Origin of the sequence: Clostridium sp. UBA4548 (genome assembly GCF_002387895.1) — a bacterium.
GTDB lineage: Bacteria > Bacillota > Clostridia > Clostridiales > Clostridiaceae > Clostridium_J.
The window spans coordinates 33,628-53,106 of sequence record NZ_DGLI01000026.1 but is presented as its reverse complement, the minus strand read 5'-3'; the positions used below and the strand labels follow the sequence as shown (position 1 = coordinate 53,106).

Sequence of the window (19,479 nt, the reverse complement as noted above, 5' to 3'; positions counted from 1 at the left end):
TTATGAACTACGAACTATTAAAGTTAGATAATCAACTCTGTTTTGCCTTATATGCTTGCTCAAAAGAGGTTACAAAGCGTTATAAGCCATTCTTGGATGAATTAGGATTAACTTACACTCAGTATATAACCTTATTAGTGTTGTGGGAAAAGGATGATGTTACAGTTAAAGAACTAGGAACAAAACTTCATCTTGATTCTGGAACCCTTACCCCTCTGTTAAAAAAGCTAGAGGCTATGGAGTTAGTTGTAAGAGTTAGGGATAAACAGGATGAACGTAATGTTTACGTAAGGCTAACAGAAGCTGGAGTTAAGATGAAAGATAAAGCAGTGGAAATACCCGCTAAATTATTTTGTTCCACAGGACTTTCAGCTGAAGAAGCAATACTTTTAAAGGATAAACTTAAAGAAATGTTAAATACATTGGAGAATATATAGGGTTATAGAATGAAAGTTTGTTCACTATAAGGATAGCTTAGATATTTATATTACAGTGAGCTTACCTATTTCCTTGGAGAAATCATTTTTGGAAGTAATGTTTTAATGGTCAAAATGGTTTTTCTATATAGAACCCTAAATTTAAGAGAATTATATATAAGATGGATTACGAAAGGTGGTAAAATTATGAAAAAGGTTGAAATTTATAGCAGTGATTCTTGTGGATATTGCCATGAAGCTAAGGCATTTTTTAAGGAGCAGAATGTAGAATATATTGAACACAATATTTCTAAGGATATGGAAGCTAGAAAAGCTCTAATGAAAAAAGGTTACATGTCAGTACCTGTAATAATTATAAATGAAGAAGAATTTGTTGGTTTTGAAAAGGACAAAATTGCTTCTGCTCTTAATTTAAAAGAATTATAAATTAGAGATAAAATTCTAAGGAAAGACCTATAGAGTTTAAAGGTTCTTAAATTAGTGTTATTAATTAAAATTCCCAGGGGATTTTTCCCTGGGAATTTTTGTGTTTTAAATAACCTATTTAAGGTAGTAACTTAACGACATTCTGGAAACTTTAAGTCTGCTAACCTTTATAAGTGGCAGTTGAACAGTCTACGGGAATTCTTTTAGGAGCAGTGCAAATCCGCCTCCAAAGTTGTTAGACCTAAGTAGATTGCTGCTACTTTAGTAAAATAACTTAGATTAGGCTATTTTTAAAATAGAACTGATAAACCTTTTCACGATAATTACTAAAACAAGATTTCCTGGAAGACATGATTTATTTCTACACAGGTAGTATTAGGGATTTTAAATTTCTCTGCAAAGGTTTTAGTCACTGAAAAATCATCGCCAAAATGCATTGGAATAAATAGCTTAGGGTGAAGTTCCTTTAAAAAGTATTCTCCACCAAGGTAATAAAATTCTTCAAGTCTTGAATCCACAGGGAAAAAGGCTATATCAATGTTACTTACTTGTGATTTTAATATTTCTATATTTTCTTTAAAAGATTTTTCAGCTAAAGTTCTCTCCTCTAAGGAATCTTCCTTCCAGTGCCACCAATTAAGGTCACCTGAATGGAAAATAGTTAAGTCATCTACCTTAACAAGAAAGGAAATGCCTATATCCGTTGAACCATAAGCTTTTACCCAAATATCCTTAATAAATTTTTCTTCACCTTCTGAAATTATAGTGTAATTTGGTTTCAAGTTACTTATTTCAATATCACTACTTAAGATATATTCTGTGTTATCATTATACTGTTCCCAGGTCAAAATTTCTGGGTTAAAATGATCTCCATGACTGTGAGATGAGAAAACAAACACCTTCTTTTTAGACTTAAGGTTTTCAGGGGTTAAAATATCCTCAGTTTTTAAACCTTCATCAAGGTTTGGGTGTTTATAGTAATCAAAGATTAAAAAACTATTTTGGATTTCAAGGGCAAATCCACTATGGTAAATATAATGAATTTTAGCTTTAATAGTACTCATTTTTTTACCTCCTTAACTTAGAAATTTACAGGCTTTAGTTTAGCAAGGTGAAAATTAGCTTATTTCTATATTTTCATGGAACCTTGATTTAGTGAAGAATCTTTATTAACTTTTCCTTGTTATATTTTACTATTAATTCTTATATAGTGTATACTATACATAGAAATTTATTTAGAAGGGCGGAAATTGGAATGAAATTTACCTTTAATCATTTTAACTTTAATGTTTTAAACCTTGAAAAAAGTATGAAATTCTATGAAGAAGCACTAGGCTTTGTGGAAGCAAGAAGATATAATGCACCAGATGGCAGTTTTACTCTTGTTTATATGGGAGATAAAACTACAGGTTTTACTCTAGAGTTAACTTGGCTTAAAGATAGAAAAGAACCATACAACCTAGGGGAAGCTGAATTCCATTTGGCTGTAGTTACAGAAGACTTTGAGTCAGCTTATGAAAAACATAAAGAAATGGGTTGCATTTGCTTTGAAAATAAGGCCATGGGAATATACTTCATAATGGATCCAGACGGTTATTGGATTGAAATAGTTCCAGAAAAACATGAGCTATAATAATCATTATATAACGAATAATTTTGCTTTATTTTAAAGAACTTAGAAGGAATTTTAACACCTCTTTAAATAATAGTTAGAAGTTATACTTATATGATATAAGTGAAATAAAAAGAATAAATTATAAGGAGCTAGTACATAGATATAAGCTGTGTATTAGCTCCTTTACTTTTATTTATTGAGGTGAAAACATGACTTAGTAAAAGTTCTTAGTTAGGATTATAGAGTTTAAGCTACCTTATAGCCTATCTTCATGCTCCATCATAGTAGCATACCTGTGCTCATTTGCATTCCACTGAGTATATCCTGTAATAAAACCTATAATAGGGCCAACAGTAATTCCTATACCAACATTTTTTATAAAGCTAAACCAAGAATAACGGTGAAAATTAAAGTTATACTTCAACATAGGAAATATTAAGGTAACGAATAATAAAAAGTATAAAGTATCTATTAGAACTCCAAATAAGAGGATGTATTTTACCTTTCCATGCTGTCTATACTTATTCCACTTTTTAAAGAACTTTTCAGATTCACTCATTAAAAATTCCACATCCTTTTTTATTAGATCATAGATGAAATATAATACATAATAATTGTAATATACTGGAATAGCATTAAGCAATAGCTTTAAATAAATAAGTATAATTATCCTAGATAAGTAAATCATAACATGAGAGATAGAAGTTTATTGAAATACAGTTGAGAACACAATAATTAGCATAGGAGGTAATGGTGTGAATGAGGGGTTAGTAGTACTAGTAAGAGGAGTTATAGGATTCTTTACATTATTAATTTTTGCAAGAGTACTTGGAAAGCAACAAATTAGTCAATTGGATTTCTTTGATTATATATTAGGTATAACCATTGGTTCTATTGCGGCTACTTTAACTACAGACCTATCCAGCAGAGCGTGGCCACATTGGGTTGGATTAATTACCTGGGCAGCTCTTGGCTATCTTATGGAAATAATAACAAATAAGTGGATTTATGTAGGAAAATATATAGATGGTGAACCAACAATTGTTATTATGAATGGCAAGATAATGGAAGGTGCGCTAAGCAAAATGAAGTTCAGATCAGCTGATCTGCTACAAATGTTACGAAACAAAGATGTTTTCGATTTGAATCAAGTTGAGTATGCAATTATTGAGCCTAATGGTCAATTGTCGGTGCTTAAAAAGTCAGAATATCAGCCAATTACTCCAAAGGATATGAAAAAGAAGGTTCAGCAAGCAGCTATAAGCACAGAATTAATATATAATGGAGTAATTTTTCATCAAAACTTAAAAGAATTAGGAAAAGATGAAAGATGGTTAATGAAAGAACTTAAAAAATATAATGTAAAGAAGCCCTCAGAAGTGTTTCTTGCTACACTAGATGATAATGGAGTTTTTTACATTGACAAATATAAAGATGAACTAAAGAACATTAAAGATATAGGTGATTATGAAGGCCCTTATTAAGGAGGACAATATGAGAAAGTTTTTAGTTATAGGTATACCAATTGTAACTATAGTCCTTTTCCTAGCAGTTATGCTAAGTGGAAATTATTTAAAAACCACAAAGGTTCATAATAAAAACTTCACTGAGCTTGTAGCCATTGTAGAGGAGGATATTAATAATGATAGATGGGAAGAAGCTAAACTCCATAGTGAGGAGCTTCAAGAAACTTGGGATAAACTAATAAATAGGACTCAGTTTAGCTCTGAAAGAGATGAAATAAATCAACTAAATGTATGTTTGGCGAGATTGAAGGGAGCAATCAAATCCAACAATAAGGCTTTAGCAATAGACGGACTTTATGAGGCCTATGAACATTGGGATCAATTGGGAAACTAGGCAGGTGGTATAATATTGTTTAAAAATATTGAGATGAGATATAAGATTATGTTAACTTGGGTTTTTTGCTTTCTTATAATGTGGATATTATTTGAAAAAATGCTACCTAAACACGAATTTAATTCATGTTTAAATAATATTGAGAAAAGTATTAATAATAAAAATTGGGCTGAAGCAAAGAAAAGCACTAAAGAACTTAAGAACATCTATGAAAATAATAAAGTAATTATAAGAACAAATAATGCTACAGAAGCCATGTCTACCTTTCAAAATACCTTAGGTCAACTATATATATCCGTTGATTATGAACAGGAGACCGCTTTAGAGTATATTGGTGCATTAAAGGAATCTTTAGACTGGGTTTTAGATGGATTTTCTGCACCATAGATGATAGCTTAAAACTAAGACTAGGGGGGACTTCAATGGACAATCTTATAATATATTCCTTAAGAGTAATTATAGTCTTCTTCTTTACCTTTTTATGTGCAAGATCCTTAACAAAAAAAGCAATAGCACAAATGACAGCCTATGAAATTGCAGGAATAATGATTTTAGCAAATGTTGCAGCTGAGCCGTTGGTTGATAAGGTTGTCATTAAGTCAGTATACGGTGGAGGATTGCTTATTTTATTGATGTTTTTAATTAATAAGTTAGCACTAGTTAATAAATTTAATCATGTTTTTGAGCACACTCCTACTTTAATTATAAGTAGGGGTGAAATAATTATGAAAAATTTAAAATTCATGGGATTAAGTCTAAATCAGCTAGAAGGTTTACTACGTCAGCAAGGATATGACAAAACAAGTGATGTACATACTGCAATTATAGAACCGCAAGGGAATCTATCTGTATTTCCATGGGCAGAAAATAATAATGTAAAGCTTAAAGATATAAATGTTAAACCCACTGAGCAGGGGATAACTTTACCTTTAATCATGGATGGTAATATTTTATATAGTAATATTAAGCATATAAATAAAAATAAACAATGGCTAGAGAGAGAATTGCAAAAGCAAGGAATTGATGACTATAAAAATCAAGTAGCCTTAGCAGAAATTGATCCTAGTTGGAAGGTTTCTGTTATGAGAAAATAGCGCTGGAAAGTGCTATTTTTTTATATGGAAAACTTATATTTTATTAGTTTAAATAAATACAAAAATATTATTGCACTAACAAGTTTCAAACTATATAAAGTTTCAAAGTGATTTAAGCATCTTTAAAATAAATTAGGAGTACTTGTATTACGTTTAGATAAGTAATAGATGATAGTTGTTCAATTAAATGCAATTTATGGTATAATCAAGTAATCATCTTTAATTTAATGGTATACAGATAGATATTTAGTATAAGAATGTATGAGGTCATAGTTATGAGGAGAAAGAAAGTGAAAATAGTTCTTTTATTGGTTCTTTTGATTATATTTTTGCATAGTGAAAACAATTTTATTTCCATAAGTAAAATTAGTGTACAATCGAAAAAGCTACCTAAAAATTTTCAAGGTTATAAAATTGTTCACTTATCTGATTTTCACAATAAAAGTTTTTTTAATTTTGGTCATAAGGTAGCAGAAAAAGTTAAAGGTTTAAGCCCAGATGTAATTGTGTTTACAGGAGATTTAATAGATAGCAGAAGATATAATGAGGAAATAAGCTTAGATTTTATGAAGGAGTTAGTTAAAATTGGACCAGTATATTATGTTAATGGGAACCATGAGATAAGAACAAGGAAATTCTCAGCCTTGGAAAAGGGTTTAAGAGAAATAGGGGTTAAAGTTCTTAGAAATGAAAGTGATAGCCTTACTAAAAATGGAGAGGAAATTTATATTCTTGGTATAGATGACCCCCTTCAAAAACCTTTGAAGGAAGCAGTTGAAGCTTCAATGGAAAATCTTGAGGAAAGTAAGTTTAAAATTCTATTAGCTCATAAACCTGAATATATATCAGAATATAGCAGCTATAAATTAGACCTTGTATTCTCAGGCCATGCTCATGGTGGACAGATGAGACTTCCTTTCATTGGAGGAGTAATAGCTCCAGGTCAAGGAATGTTTCCTAAGTACACTAATGGAAAATATGTATTAGATGATACTACAATGATAGTAAGTAGGGGACTTGGAAACAGTTTATTCCCTCAAAGGTTATTCAATAAACCAGAAATTGTAGAAGTAACCTTATTAACTGAGTAACTAAAAATTTCATACATAAAATTAAAGCAATTTTAAATGGGGGTTAATATGGGAAAGAAAAAAGAAATAGTTAAGAATGGCATAAGCTTCGGTACATGTCTTGCCATGGTAATATCCTTTACTACTTGGAAATCTATATTTTGGGCAATTGTCCATGGGATTTTCGGTTGGTTATATGTAATATACTATATTATAAAATATTAAAAAAAGCTAAAGTATTATTGGTATAACAGTAGTGCTTTAGCTTTTTTAATGATTGTCATATAAATGTCAACATAAGAACTTATTTTATATAGGAAACCAAAGTTCCCACTTACTTATCCATTGCTCTTATCTTAGTTATCTTAAAATTTTATGGTAATAATTAAACTAAACTTCTATCATGGAAGCCTACCTTAATCACCAAAGGATTTTTTTGATTTTCTAATATAAAGTACTGCAATTATTGCAAAACCAAAGAATGTTAATTCTGCTAGCCAAACATTTCTAAAGAAACCAGTTTGATAAAGTGCAGCGGGAACATCCATAAGTGCATGAAGGAGTATAGCAAGGAGTAGGTAGAGGTTCTTTTTATGCCTAACTCCGTATAGCACTACCATGGTAAGACCAATTTGCATTGCAAAAGCAAAAATTCTTTCTATACCGATAGCTAAAAACATAGAAGAAGGGCCAGTTAAAACACCTTTTAGTTGTGCTAGAGATCCTGCAGGTACGGTAGTACCGAGAGTTTGTTCAAAGGTTCCTGCATTTATAAGGCTAGATATTACTAAATAATTAATAGTAGATAAAACTCCAACAAGAATAGCTTCAATCCCACCTTGGCCAATTCCAAAAGCAATTCCATCCTTCCATTGATGCTTATTTTTTAACAAGGTTTTAAAGGCAATAAATCTTCCACACTCCTCAAAAACACCAGCAGCCAAGGCTCCATAAATAGCAAAAGCTAAAGGGTTAGTAAAAACTTTATTATTAATTACAATAAAGTGAAGTATTTTCTCTAGTACCTGAGAAAATAAAATAAAAGTTCCAGCTCCTATAAGTACGGGTTTAATAGTAATTTTTTCTTTCTTGTAAAAGTAGATAAAACTTATAACCACAACAGCTAAAGTTGCAATTAAAGAAATTACCATGTTAGCTATAGACATAGTACTAACCATAAAAAGACCCCCTTGTTTATTTAATAATTATATATATGTGATACTGTAAGATTTATATGCAAAGATATTAAAGTACTATACTTAAAGCGTATTTGGTGTAAAATCATAAGGATTAGTATGTTCTAGCATTTCTTAAATTAAAAGAAACTTACGTAGGAAAAGTATTACAAATATTAATTTAATTATATAATGGTAAGTTTTTTTTACAAGTAAATTTTTATTTTAGGAATTTAGATATATTATTAATTATGTTAGATAGTAGTATAATGTAAGTAATAAATTACTTAGGATAAATGAAAGAAGGGAATAAAATGATGGACGGTTCATTATTAAATAAAAAGCCCATATTTTGGTTTGCCTTTCGTGGCAACGACTTATTAGTAAAAATAGAAAATGATAAAGCTATTATTCCTCAAGTTGAGGATTTACAGGAATTAAATTTAACTCCTGTAAGAGTACAAGACTTAGGTGAAAGATATGATAACCAGTATTACTCAGCAGAACTATTAAGTGAGGCTTTGGCTCCTGAAGGTATGGAGTTTAGAGGGTTAAGGCAGCTATTTAATTTAGTAGATGAGGAATTTTTCATGTTTATAGGTCGTGCAATTCAAATTATGACTTGGGATAAAACACATCAATTTTGTGGACAATGTGGCGGGGAAACCTATAAGCTTCCTAATGAATTTGGAAAAGCTTGCCCTAAGTGTAAACTTATAAATTACCCAAGGCTATCACCTGCTGTAATTATGGCTGTGACTAAGGGTGATAAACTTCTTCTCGCTAGAAATGCGAAATCTAATTTCCCATTTTACAGTGTCCTTGCAGGTTTTGTTGAGCCAGGAGAAACCTTAGAGCAATGTGTTGCTAGAGAAGTTATGGAGGAAGTTGGTATTAAGGTTAAAAATATAAAATATTTTGGAAGTCAACCTTGGCCTTTCCCGAACTCTTTAATGGTGGGCTTTACTGCAGAATATGATGGTGGTGAAATAAATATAGATAAAAATGAAATTGCTGAAGCTTATTGGTTTTCAGCTGACAATATGCCTCAAGTACCCAATTCTATTAGTATTGCTAGATCCTTAATTGATTGGTATGTAGATTTAAATAAAAAATAAATTAATAATAAATCAAGGAGAAGTAAGATGTTTATAGAAAGAGCAATTAAAGCAATGAAGGAAGTATTTAAAGAAAATACTTGGTGGATTGAACACACTTTAAATGTGCTTAAATATGCAGAGGAAATCATGGAGGGTGAACAGGTTCCACAGGAAGAAAGAGAGCAAATAGCAATGATTGCTATACTTCATGATATTGGAGCAATTGATGCAGTTAAAATTCATGGCTCTGATGCGGCGCCTTATCAAGAAAAAGAAGGAGCTAGAGTTTCAAAGGAAATTCTAGAGACAATAGGATACCCAAAAGAAAAAATAGATAGAATTTCTTATGTAGTTGGAAACCATCACACATTTTCAAAAATAGATGGTGTTGATTTTCAAATTCAGTGGGAAGCAGATCTTTTAGTGAATTTAGAAACAAGACCTGTAAGAAGTGATAAAGAAAAGCTAAAGGTAGCAATTGAGAACAATTTTAAAACAGCTACAGGAAAGAGAATTGCTTGTGAAATATATCTTTAGACCATTAAATTCAACTTTATTTTTGTGATATAATAAGGTTGAATTTTAAAAAGGAAGGGAAGAAAACAATGATTTACATATGCGAAAGATGTTCTAATGTAAATATAGAGGAACTTAAAAAGGTTATTCCAGCAAGTGAATTAAAAACTACATGTATAGCTGAATGCTGGAGATATAAAGATAAAGCTTATGGTTTCTTCGGAGATGATTTTGTTGTAAAAGATACACAAGAAGAATTTATAGAGGCTGCAAAGGCTTACTTACAAAAGTAAGTGGCAATAGAACAGGAAGTTTTTAAGCCAAGAAATGTATTAAAATTAAATTAGATAATAGTTAATATATTAGTAGAAAGACCTTAAGCCTCTGGCTAAAGGTCTTTTTAGTGAAAAATAGAAACTATAAAGGGTTATGAATACAGGAATAAATCTTTATGAATTTATATAAAGATAAGAATATACAGTATTTATGCGGGTTTCAGAGCTTGACATGTTTTTTCATCATAGAAATTGGGTAGCTTTTTATAAAATAGGTAACTTTTAAAAGACACTAAATATTTACTACACTTAAGCTACTCTAACACCATTCCATAGACCACCATCAGAAGGGCTTTCACCATATCCCCAAGTTCCTTTGAAGGAAGTATTGTCCCTAGAGAAAACAAATATAAAAGTGCCAATGATATTATAGATACCATCATTGTCAATATCTTGGTACCAGTTTCCTGTCATTGTATCTCCGTAAATAACACCTAGTAGTTTTCCATTATTAAATTCAAACTCTCCACTGACGTTGAAGCCTGTTTGCCTCAGGTACATTGTATTAAAGTTTGTATTCCAAGTTCCAGTAGTATCTATAGTGATTTCTTCACTGGCAAAGGAACTTAAAGTACCTATCTTTTTTCCTGTCCAAGGACCTTCATTATTTATGCTATCCTTAGACCCTCGACTTCCAGTAAAGGTATTGAGAGTGTTGAAAGTAAGCCTAAATCTCCCAGCGGTGTCAAAGGAGCCAATTTTGAACCTACTTTCGAACCAATTGCCAGTTAAAATATTACCTTCTAAAACCCCTTCCATACGTCCATTATTTTTATCATATTTCCCTACAACTGTATTATCTCTTTGTTCAAGATACATTCTGCTATAATTACTATCCCAAACTCCTGTTATATCAAAGGCTTCCTCTTGAATTTTCCTACCGTACCAAATTCCTCCTCCTGTTGCATCTTTACCATAACCCCAATTGCCTTCAAAGCGAATACCATTATCAAAGAAGGCAAAGCGAAAATTGCCTACACTATCCAGCTCAACCCAAGCCCCTTCTAAAATATTGCCATTTAAAACTCCTAATACTTTTCCATTATTGAACTCATAAGTACCAGTAACCAAATTACCTTCTTGTAACAAGTACATTTTAACTGGAGCTCCTTTCCAACCAGTAATCCATGTACCACTAACATCTATCCGCTTACAATCTAAATTACAATTGAATTTTTCCTTGTAGTTTATATCAGTATTTGAAGATGTTGAAAAACTAGAGCATTTAGATAAATTATTCTTATTGCTTGTTGCCAACAATAAAAACCTCCCAAAACATACTGTACTTATATACTATGCTTATGAATGCTTCAAAGAAACTGTTATGCAGTATAAATCTAGAAAGTTTTTTAGGTTAATTCTATAGGTTTATAAGAACTTATGGGAAAACCAAGAAGATTTCTAGGGAGGATTTTAACTTTAAAAATAAAAGAAAAAAGCTAATCTATAATTTTTCCCCATATGAAATAATATACTTAGTATTGGTAAGTAAATGGATATTTTGACTTTTACAGAAGTATGTCTTTCATCACTTACAGAAGACTTGGTAACATAAAACTTACTCTAAAAGACTAAGACAAATTCGTTTAGGAATTCTTAGAAATGTCAAAGATACTTAATAAAAGTAAAGTATATTTGATTAAAGTTCATTTTGAAAGGGGTTTGCAATTGGGTGGTGTTATAAATAAAAAGCTAATGTTGCTTATAATTGCTATGATGGTTACAGCTACTATGTCTGGCTATAAAACAAGTTCCTTAAGGGATAATTTGTATTATAAGAATAAAATAAAGACTGCTCAGGCTGCTAAGTTATTAAAGAATAGGAAGCTTGAAAGCTCTTATATTGTCATATTAGATTCAGGCATTGATTATAAATATAAAAGGCAAAATGAAGGAAAATATGTGTATGGTACTAGATGTGTACCCGCTTGGGGAGAGTATCATAAAAATCCGTGGACTAGCTACCAGGTAGGAATTAATCATGGTACAGAAGTTCAGTTTGTTTGTGATGAGATAATTTATGATTTGGGAATTAATAATAATGAAGCATATAGCTTGTCTCAACCCATAATGACTATACAATACAAAATATCTGAGGCTAGTGGAGAATCTGATGTAACAAGGCTAACTTATGCCATTAATGATATAATTGACCATTATGTTTTAGAGGAAAAGTTAAACATAGCAGCAATTAATTTTAGCAGTGTTATAACTTTTAAACATGAAGATAATGAAGAAGTAAAAAAGCTTAAAAGAGAACTGGAGGCAGCTATTAATAGAGCAGCTTCTTATGGCATAACCTTTGTAACTGTAGCAGGCAATGACAATAAGGAAATTACTAATTATAGTGCTAAGCTAAAAAATGTTATAGCAGTGGGTTCAACAGATATAAACAATAATAGAGCACTTTGGGGAGAAAAAGGTGGTTCAGCCTTTGGAAGGGAACTTGACCTGGTTGCTCCAGGAGATAAACTTTTAGTTTTTAGTGGAGATAGTGAAAGGGTTGTAGATAGTGGCACATCCTACTCTGCACCTATGGTTTCAGCTGCTGTAGGGTTAATGAAGGGGATTAATCCTAAACTTCAGCCAGAAGAAATAGAAGAAATTCTTAAAAGTACATCTACAGATTTAGGTGAAAAAGGTAGAGATGACTATTTGGGCTATGGATTATTAAATCTAGAAAGAGTGGTTGAGACATTAATAAAGAGAGGAGGAAGTTTTTAAAGAGTGTGCTTTTAATAGATTAAAAATAAGATGCAAAGGAGAAACATACTCCTGTGCATCTATAATATACTCTATTTAAATATGGTTAATTTAGATTGACTAACATTTTATAAGACACTAGAAGGCGTAAATGTAAACGTATTAATCCATATTATTTACTGCTTGTTCTATTTTAATTAAAGCTTTCTCTAAAATTCTTCTAGAACAAGCCACATTCATTCTTTGAAAGCCTTCGCCACCACACCCAAATTCAAGTCCATTATTTAATCCAACCCCAGCCTTACTAATCATAAAGTTCTTAAGTTCTTCATCATTAAGATTCAAATCTCTGCAATCTAGCCATGCAAGATAGGTTCCCTCAGGAGGAATCAATTTGATTTTTGGAATGCGCGTTTTAAGAAAGTGGTCTAAAAAGCTCATGTTGCCTTGTAGATAAATGAGTAGCTCTTCAAGCCAATCTTCACCATAGGTATAAGCAGCCTCAAGGGCTGTTACTCCAAAAGTATTACACATAGATATTCCGAGATTATTAAGCACTGTATTATATTTATTTAATAGCTCCTGATTTGGAATTATTAGAGTAGCGGTAGCAAGGCCAGCTATATTAAAGGTTTTACTAGGAGCTGTACAAGTAACAGTTTTAAGCGCCAATTCTTCTGAAATTGATGCAATTGAAATGTGCTTGTAAAAAGGGTAAATTAAGTCTGAGTGTATTTCATCAGAAATAATAGTGACATCATATTTTACACACAAATCTCCTAAAAGTTTAAGTTCTTCTAGAGACCATACTCTACCAACCGGGTTATGAGGATTGCATAAAATCATAAGTTTAATTCCAGTTTTAAATTTGTCTTCAAGATCTTTAAAGTCCATGTAATACTTCTCGTTAACTAATTTTAGAGAGCTATTTACCAATACTCTTCCATGATTTTCAATGGCAGAAAAGAAAGGATAATAAACTGGGCATTGAACTAAAATTCTATCACCAGGATTTGAATATGCAAGCACACACATATTTATTGCAGGCACAATACCAGGACTATGAGAAATCCAAGGTTTTTTTATCTCCCAACCATGTCTTTTTTTCATCCAGCTAATTATTGAATTATAATAGGATTCTGGTTTTCCAGTGTATCCAAAAATACCATGCTTTACCCTTTCTTCAATGGCTTTTGTTATAGGTTCAGCGCACTTAAAATCCATATCTGCTACCCAAAGGGGAATTAAATCTTCCTTATTAAATATAGAATTAATATAATCCCACTTTAAAGAGTTAGTACCCCTTCTGTTTATAAAAGAATCGAAATTATACTTCATTATAGACTCCTTTCTAAATATAAATTTCCAGCATATTAACATAAAATTTTAATGTACAAGTTGAAATAGTACTAAATTAATTCGTAATTACGAAAAGGCATGATTCCCTTAATTAAGGGCTAGTTTATGTATTTATCACTAGAATCTTAAAGAGAAGCAAGTTAGACTTGCACATAAGTTAAAGTTAAACTTTAAGTACATATATAATTATTATACCAAAATTTTACTAATGGTTTCTAATGAAAAAATAAAATGTGGTTGATTTATATGGAATAATTTCCATATGTTTCCTGTGAAACATTCTTATATTTTATTAACAAAAGTGTACAAGCTACATAGTATAATATTAGGCAGTATTATCTTTACTTAAGTAAAGGTTGGTTACTATGAAATAAAGTAATGTTGCTTTGTTTTAATGACCGCTTTTACTTAAAATTTATTAGGGGTGATTAGAATGACAGAAGCACAAGCTTTGAAAAATCTGCTAAGCTCTCCAGAAGGAAGAGAATTACTAAGAAGATTCAGTAGTAATGAAGGATTTAATACTGCTAGTTTCAATAATTACAATCCAGGATATTCAGGAGTGAGCCCACAATGTGGTAATAATTGTAACACAGGATTTGAAGACTTAGGTTTACTTTTCTTATTATTCTTCTTATTCGGTGGCTTGGGTTGCGGATGTTGGTGGTAGAAGTTTAGAAAAGAAAAAGTTAGTATATTTATAGGACATGTGTTTATAAAAATATAGTAGTTATTATAGGCGGTTATATATGCACTTTCCTATAATTTTTAAGGTGCATGATAGTTAGATAGATTCTTTTGGGCCAGGTGTGGACAACCATACCTGGTTTTTGTTATACTTTTAGCACCTTTAATAGGTAGTAACGTATTTATGATTGTGGAGAGGGATATGGGCTAAGTAAGATATTATGTTCCTTACCTCCTAGAATAATTATTATGATTTTTAATATAGCAAGATTTTCAAAAAATTACCTAAAGGATAGAACCATAGGTTGTAGAAATAATAAATGTAGGAGGGATTTTAGATGAATAAGTTAAGAGAAAACATAAGTAGTATTACTCTTATTGCCTTTTTAATTATCGCATTATTTGGCTTTAGTGGGTGTGCTAATGGTGGAACAACAAAGAATAAAACAGGAGATGCCGTACAAACTCAGGGAGATAGTAAAAATGAAAACAATGCACCTGAAGGTGATAGTAATAGTGTAACCAACCCAGCTTCAGCAAATGGAAGTACAGCAGTAAAGGGTGAGCTAAAGGTCCACTTTATTGATGTAGGGCAAGCGGACTCCATATTAATTCAACAAGGCGATAAGGTTTTGGTTGTAGATGCAGGAAATAATGACGATGGAAACCTAGTTAAGGATTATTTACAAAAGCAAGGAATAAAAAATGTTGATTTTTTAATTGGAACTCATCCTCATGAGGATCATATTGGAGGACTGGATTACGTTATAAACTCCTTCAAGGTTGGAAAGTTATATATGCCAAAGGTAACTTCAAATACTAAAACCTTTACAGATGTTGTTAATGCGGCAAAAAACAAGGGGCTAAGTTTTACAGCTCCTAAGCCAGGAGAAAGCTTTAAATTAGGAGACGCAACTGTAACAATTTTATCCCCAAATGGCTCAAGCTATGAGGATTTAAATAATTACTCAATAGTGGTTAAAATAGCCTTTGGAAATACTTCTTTTCTTTTAACAGGAGATGCAGAAGATGTGCCTGAAAAGGAAATAATAGCTAAGGGCTTTGATGTGTCTTCTACAGTTTTAAAGATTGGGCACCATGGAAGTAATAGTTCTACAACTTCAGAATTTTTAAACAAAATAAATCCTAAGTATGCTGTGATTTCTGTAGGAAAAGATAACTCCTACGGACATCCAAAGCAAAATATTTTAGATAGGTTAAAAGGCAAAGGTATACCAGTATATAGAACTGATGAGAGTGGCACTATAGTTGCAACTAGTGATGGGAATGCAGTAACGTTTAATACTAAGCCAGGAACTTACAATGGTTTTGGAAATTCAACTGGTTCAAGTGATAAGAGCTCTTATGAAGAAAAGGAAGATAGTGCAGTGGCTAGCAGCCAGCAACAAAGTACCTCAGACACAGCACCAAGCTCAAAGGCGGAGAGCAGTATAACTACTCCTGCTTCAGTATCATCAAGTTCAAATAGAATAGTGTATTGGACACCAAATGGCAAATCCTATCACTATGATAAAAACTGTTCAACTTTATCAAGGAGTAAGACCATAAATGAAGGAGCATTTTCTTCTAACCCAAAATCAGATCCTTGTGACAAATGTGTAAGTTAAAAGGAGGATATTATGAAGTTTATAATAGATAGATTTGAAGGTAACTTTGCAGTTTGCGAAGATCAAGAAGGAAACATGCATAATATTGCAAGAAACCTTATTGTTGGAAAGCCTCATGAAGGGGATATAATTGAAAAGCAAGGCAACACATATAATATAAATCAAAAGGAAACGGAAAAAAGAATAAAAGAAATCGAAGAACTAACAAAGGATATGTGGAGCTAATTCCTACAAGTTTTCAAGCTAATTATAATGTAATGAAAAAATAAAAAAATAATAATATAAAAGGCCCTATAAGTAACTAAAACTTATAGGGCTTTAAATTCCATATCAAAATAGCAATAAACTGCATATAGCTAACAACTTTGGATGCAGTTTTAGATTGTCACATATTGAAGTCCATAGACTTGAGTTTATAAAAGTTGTGTTAAATTATAAAGTCTTTTTTTCTATAAATAAAGTAAGTTGAAGCAATAGTTACTATTATAATAACTATAGATATTGCTATATTTGAAGTTTGAAAACCGTTTTTAAGCAACTCCGATGGCACTGCATAGTGGAATGGAGAAAAGTATTTTAAGAATTCTAAGTTACCTATCATACCAGAGAAGGTTCCAAGTAGATAAGTAGTAAAAAATATTCCAGTAGATATTGGCATTGCTAGTCTTAAGTTATTTATTACCACTGATATTAAAAAACCTATAGACATAAATACTAAACCTATTAAGAAGAAACCACCAAATAAAAGCTTCATATCCATTACTAAATCTATTACTTTTAAATCCTCTGGTTTCACAAGTAGAGAAATTCCTATTGAAGCAAGAGCCATTACCATTACAAATAAATAGAATATAACCACAGAAGATAAGATTTTCATAGTAACAATTTTAGTTCTACTCACGGGTTGAGCGTAAAGAAATTCAATTGTTCCTTCGCTTTCTTCCTTGATTAAGGCTTTAGAGCCTAAAATACCACCATAGATAGAACCAGCAATTACTATATATTGAAATACATAAGCAAAATACTCGTTAAGCTTTGAAAAATCAGGCATATTCTCTAAGTTAAAAGCTTCAAGAAGGGCTTTAGGCATGGCATCCATTTTAGTGTTAACAAGCTCTTGCATGCCACTATCTTTCATTGAAGGGAACATGGACATAAACAAGATAATTAGTAGAACACAAACAATGCTCCATATGGCTAAAGGTTTTAAGCCTCTTTTTAGGTCCATTTTAAACATATTCATTTATTTCCCCTCCATTTCATAATAAGCCATAAATACTTCTGAAAGTTTCTTTTCCTCAATGATTAGATCTTCCACAGGATATTTAACTAAAAGGGAAAGAAGCTTAGTAATGTTCCCATTGTAATTAAAGACCATTACATTATCTTTAAATTCAAGAATTTCTCCACCTAGAGTTTTAACTTCTTCAGAAAGATTTTGAGAAAGCTTTAGGGTGATTCTTTTAACCTTTTTATTTGCAAACTCTTCAATATTTTTAACTTCAATGATTTTACCCTCTTTTATTATGGCTACCCTGTCACAAAACTCTTCTACTTCCGTTAAGTTGTGACTAGATAAGAAAATAGTTGAACCTGAATTTTTAAGGTCTATCAGCTCAGTGAATAGCTTTTGTTGAATTAATGGATCAAGTCCGTTAGTAGGCTCGTCTAAAATTAAAAGTTTAGGCTTATGGATAAAAGCTTGAATTAGTGCTACTTTCTTTTTATTTCCTAGGGATAATTCAAAAATCTTTTTATTTAAATCCACATCAAAGGTTTTAATTAAGTGATCCACATATTCTTCATCAATGTTTTTCTTAAAGGTTTTGGCATAGTTAATTATTTCCCCAACCTTTACATCATCATAATATCTAACCTCACTTGGTACATAGCCTAAATCTTCTTTAATTTTAGTTGTATTCGTAACACAGTCTAAGCCAAAGATTTTAGCTTCTCCACTATTAGGAAAGATTAGGTTTAAAAGCACCTTTATAGTGGTCGACTTACCAGCTCCATTAGGACCAATAAATCCGTAAATTTCACCCTGTTTTATAGATAGGGTAACTCCATCTATACCACGGCTTTTTCCGTAGGTTTTAGTTAAATTTTTAATTTCTATAACATTCATAATAATCCCTCCATACTATGAGAACTATGATTATTTTCATTATTACTATATTTTTTGAGAACTAAAGCCAAGACTTAACTTTTACATAGAGCCTACCTTGGTTCCCTTATGGCTTTATGGTTATGATAAAATGCATTTGCACTTTGGTAATCTGTACATTAAAGTATAGCTTTAGTTAAAAATATCTTATTTTTTTAAATTTTTACTTTGTTTATACATTGCAAGCTTACTATTCAGCTCTTCTCCTGTTAGTTTATAATATATGTGAAGTGAATTAAGTATTCCAAGGTAAAAAAGTGTGTAGCCTCCAGTGTAAAGTCCTAAGGAAGAGATGTTTTGTACATTTATCCACTGAAACATATTTAAAAACAATAGTATTATTGCATAGCAGAGTATAAAATGAATTAGGAACTTTCCCTTCATAGAAACATTATTTAAAGTGAATTCACCGAAAATTAAATACTGAATCAGCACTAGCACAATAGTTAAAATCATCAATTGCCATACCACTATGAATTCCATAGAGGAGTTCCCTAGGAGCATATTTACAATAGTATAAATTATAATAGCTGCAGCATAGAAAAGTCCCCATACAAACTTAAATTGCATTAGCAATTTCATGGATTTTTTCATACAATCACTCCTTTACATCCCTAAGATTTCCTTAATTACTGGCACATACTGTCTTGAAATAATAAGCTTTTCATCATTTTCCAGTAGAGCCTCTAGCCTACCATTAAATCTAGGTGCAAGCTTTTTAATTTTAGAAGTGTTTATTATGGTAGATTTACTGGCTCTAAAGAAATCTAACTTTGATAGTTTTTCCTCTATTTCATAAAGTCTTAAATGAGTCTCTAAAACTTGTGCTTCTGTGTAAATAAAAGTCTTTTTATCTACAGTTTCAAAGTAATATATATCATTTGGTTCAATGAGGTAGGAAGTACCATTAAAAATACCAATGATTTTCTCATCATTTTGCTTAAGTAGTGAAATAATTTTTTGTATCTCTTCATTAACTTCTGTGCACTTAATCATTATTTCTATTTCTTTATTTTCTGGAGAACTATCAATGATTATTTTCAAAGTACCACCTCCTAAAAAGTTTCTTTTATTATTTGTTACAAATTTTTAAAAAGCAAATAGTCTTATAAATACAATTTTTAAGCTAAGCAATTCTTTAAAGTAAGCCTTATAGCTTGCATTTCATCACAAAACTTAAATATGAGTAGTTTTATCTTTATAAGACTATCATAAGATATGAGCCTAGACATAAATAGTTTTTTTATGATCTTAAAAAAATATAAGTTTCAAAAATTAACATCTATCTTATTTATAATCCATTTTTT

General features: G+C 31.1%; 25 protein-coding genes. 16 read left to right on the top strand and 9 right to left on the bottom strand.

What is annotated here, in order from left to right; translation table 11 throughout:
* Positions 1–2 precede the first annotated feature (2 nt).
* Together B3040_RS11045 and B3040_RS11040 are read left to right on the top strand one after the other, a co-directional pair.
* Entirely contained in the window at positions 3–437 is a 435-nt protein-coding gene (locus B3040_RS11045) for a MarR family winged helix-turn-helix transcriptional regulator (RefSeq protein ID WP_017415423.1), read from the top strand.
* Between the two features lie 186 nt (positions 438–623).
* Positions 624–863, top strand: a complete 240-nt coding sequence (locus tag B3040_RS11040) for a glutaredoxin family protein (protein WP_349679176.1) — start codon at positions 624–626, stop codon at positions 861–863.
* 326 nt (positions 864–1,189) lie between these two features.
* Here B3040_RS11040 and B3040_RS11035 read toward each other — a convergent pair whose 3' ends face one another.
* The gene (locus B3040_RS11035) at positions 1,190–1,927 is read right to left on the bottom strand and encodes an MBL fold metallo-hydrolase (protein ID WP_291573237.1); all 738 of its coding nucleotides are present in this window, start codon (positions 1,925–1,927) and stop codon (positions 1,190–1,192) included.
* 191 nt (positions 1,928–2,118) lie between these two features.
* Between B3040_RS11035 and B3040_RS11030 the strand changes: the two genes are divergently transcribed.
* Positions 2,119–2,496, top strand: coding sequence for a VOC family protein (locus B3040_RS11030; RefSeq protein WP_291573235.1), 378 nt, complete (start codon positions 2,119–2,121; stop codon positions 2,494–2,496).
* Positions 2,497–2,734: 238 nt separating this feature from the next.
* Here the strand turns inward: B3040_RS11030 and B3040_RS11025 are convergent, their stop codons facing one another.
* A complete protein-coding gene (locus B3040_RS11025) occupies positions 2,735–3,037 on the bottom strand; it encodes a hypothetical protein (protein ID WP_291573234.1) in 303 nt (100 codons plus the stop codon).
* A gap of 196 nt (positions 3,038–3,233) precedes the next feature.
* On the opposite strand from B3040_RS11025, the gene B3040_RS11020 reads away from it, so the two are divergent.
* From B3040_RS11020 to B3040_RS10995, 6 genes are all read left to right on the top strand, one after another.
* Positions 3,234–3,962 carry a DUF421 domain-containing protein gene (locus B3040_RS11020; RefSeq protein ID WP_291573231.1) on the top strand — a complete coding sequence of 243 codons (729 nt, stop codon included), beginning with the start codon at positions 3,234–3,236 and terminating at the stop codon, positions 3,960–3,962.
* Positions 3,963–3,972: 10 nt separating this feature from the next.
* Positions 3,973–4,338 (top strand): DUF4363 family protein, encoded by a 366-nt coding sequence (locus B3040_RS11015; protein WP_291573229.1) that lies wholly within the window; start codon positions 3,973–3,975, stop codon positions 4,336–4,338.
* A 33-nt stretch (positions 4,339–4,371) separates the two neighbouring features.
* Complete coding sequence (locus B3040_RS11010; protein ID WP_291573227.1) at positions 4,372–4,725, top strand: hypothetical protein; 354 nt, start codon at positions 4,372–4,374, stop codon at positions 4,723–4,725.
* A 35-nt stretch (positions 4,726–4,760) separates the two neighbouring features.
* Positions 4,761–5,432 (top strand): DUF421 domain-containing protein, encoded by a 672-nt coding sequence (locus B3040_RS11005; RefSeq protein ID WP_291573225.1) that lies wholly within the window; start codon positions 4,761–4,763, stop codon positions 5,430–5,432.
* Positions 5,433–5,707: 275 nt separating this feature from the next.
* Entirely contained in the window at positions 5,708–6,523 is an 816-nt protein-coding gene (locus B3040_RS11000) for a metallophosphoesterase (protein ID WP_291573223.1), read from the top strand.
* A gap of 48 nt (positions 6,524–6,571) precedes the next feature.
* On the top strand, positions 6,572–6,727 hold the full coding sequence (locus B3040_RS10995; protein WP_291573222.1) for a hypothetical protein: 156 nt from the start codon (positions 6,572–6,574) through the stop codon (positions 6,725–6,727).
* Positions 6,728–6,918: 191 nt separating this feature from the next.
* Here the strand turns inward: B3040_RS10995 and B3040_RS10990 are convergent, their stop codons facing one another.
* The gene (locus tag B3040_RS10990; protein ID WP_291573220.1) at positions 6,919–7,680 is read right to left on the bottom strand and encodes a YhfC family intramembrane metalloprotease; all 762 of its coding nucleotides are present in this window, start codon (positions 7,678–7,680) and stop codon (positions 6,919–6,921) included.
* 311 nt (positions 7,681–7,991) lie between these two features.
* Here B3040_RS10990 and nudC point away from each other — a divergent pair, with 311 nt between their 5' ends.
* The 3 genes from nudC to B3040_RS10975 all read left to right on the top strand — a co-directional run bounded on the left by nudC (position 7,992) and on the right by B3040_RS10975 (position 9,586).
* Positions 7,992–8,795: an NAD(+) diphosphatase gene (gene nudC / locus B3040_RS10985; RefSeq protein ID WP_291573217.1), complete on the top strand. Its 804-nt coding sequence runs from the start codon at positions 7,992–7,994 to the stop codon at positions 8,793–8,795.
* 27 nt (positions 8,796–8,822) lie between these two features.
* Positions 8,823–9,314 carry an HD domain-containing protein gene (locus B3040_RS10980; RefSeq protein WP_291573215.1) on the top strand — a complete coding sequence of 164 codons (492 nt, stop codon included), beginning with the start codon at positions 8,823–8,825 and terminating at the stop codon, positions 9,312–9,314.
* Positions 9,315–9,382: 68 nt separating this feature from the next.
* Positions 9,383–9,586, top strand: coding sequence for a hypothetical protein (locus B3040_RS10975; RefSeq protein WP_291573210.1), 204 nt, complete (start codon positions 9,383–9,385; stop codon positions 9,584–9,586).
* Between the two features lie 291 nt (positions 9,587–9,877).
* Here B3040_RS10975 and B3040_RS10970 read toward each other — a convergent pair whose 3' ends face one another.
* Positions 9,878–10,885, bottom strand: a complete 1,008-nt coding sequence (locus B3040_RS10970) for a hypothetical protein (protein ID WP_291573209.1) — start codon at positions 10,883–10,885, stop codon at positions 9,878–9,880.
* Between the two features lie 411 nt (positions 10,886–11,296).
* Between B3040_RS10970 and B3040_RS10965 the strand changes: the two genes are divergently transcribed.
* Positions 11,297–12,352: a S8 family peptidase gene (locus tag B3040_RS10965; protein WP_291573208.1), complete on the top strand. Its 1,056-nt coding sequence runs from the start codon at positions 11,297–11,299 to the stop codon at positions 12,350–12,352.
* A 141-nt stretch (positions 12,353–12,493) separates the two neighbouring features.
* Here the strand turns inward: B3040_RS10965 and B3040_RS10960 are convergent, their stop codons facing one another.
* Complete coding sequence (locus B3040_RS10960) at positions 12,494–13,669, bottom strand: MalY/PatB family protein (RefSeq protein WP_291573207.1); 1,176 nt, start codon at positions 13,667–13,669, stop codon at positions 12,494–12,496.
* 454 nt (positions 13,670–14,123) lie between these two features.
* Here B3040_RS10960 and B3040_RS10955 point away from each other — a divergent pair, with 454 nt between their 5' ends.
* The 3 genes from B3040_RS10955 (at position 14,124) to B3040_RS10945 (ending at position 16,230) form a co-directional block, all read left to right on the top strand.
* Positions 14,124–14,360: a hypothetical protein gene (locus B3040_RS10955; protein ID WP_291573206.1), complete on the top strand. Its 237-nt coding sequence runs from the start codon at positions 14,124–14,126 to the stop codon at positions 14,358–14,360.
* 355 nt (positions 14,361–14,715) lie between these two features.
* A complete protein-coding gene (locus B3040_RS10950) occupies positions 14,716–16,005 on the top strand; it encodes a ComEC/Rec2 family competence protein (protein WP_291573204.1) in 1,290 nt (429 codons plus the stop codon).
* Positions 16,006–16,017: 12 nt separating this feature from the next.
* The gene (locus B3040_RS10945; RefSeq protein ID WP_291573201.1) at positions 16,018–16,230 is read left to right on the top strand and encodes a DUF3006 domain-containing protein; all 213 of its coding nucleotides are present in this window, start codon (positions 16,018–16,020) and stop codon (positions 16,228–16,230) included.
* Between the two features lie 202 nt (positions 16,231–16,432).
* Here the strand turns inward: B3040_RS10945 and B3040_RS10940 are convergent, their stop codons facing one another.
* The 4 genes from B3040_RS10940 to B3040_RS10925 form a co-directional block, all read right to left on the bottom strand.
* Complete coding sequence (locus B3040_RS10940; protein WP_291573200.1) at positions 16,433–17,248, bottom strand: ABC transporter permease subunit; 816 nt, start codon at positions 17,246–17,248, stop codon at positions 16,433–16,435.
* A complete protein-coding gene (locus B3040_RS10935) occupies positions 17,249–18,133 on the bottom strand; it encodes an ABC transporter ATP-binding protein (RefSeq protein ID WP_291573198.1) in 885 nt (294 codons plus the stop codon).
* Positions 18,134–18,319: 186 nt separating this feature from the next.
* The gene (locus B3040_RS10930; RefSeq protein ID WP_291573195.1) at positions 18,320–18,766 is read right to left on the bottom strand and encodes a DUF3021 family protein; all 447 of its coding nucleotides are present in this window, start codon (positions 18,764–18,766) and stop codon (positions 18,320–18,322) included.
* A gap of 12 nt (positions 18,767–18,778) precedes the next feature.
* Positions 18,779–19,216, bottom strand: a complete 438-nt coding sequence (locus B3040_RS10925) for a LytTR family DNA-binding domain-containing protein (protein ID WP_291573193.1) — start codon at positions 19,214–19,216, stop codon at positions 18,779–18,781.
* Positions 19,217–19,479: the final 263 nt, after the last annotated feature.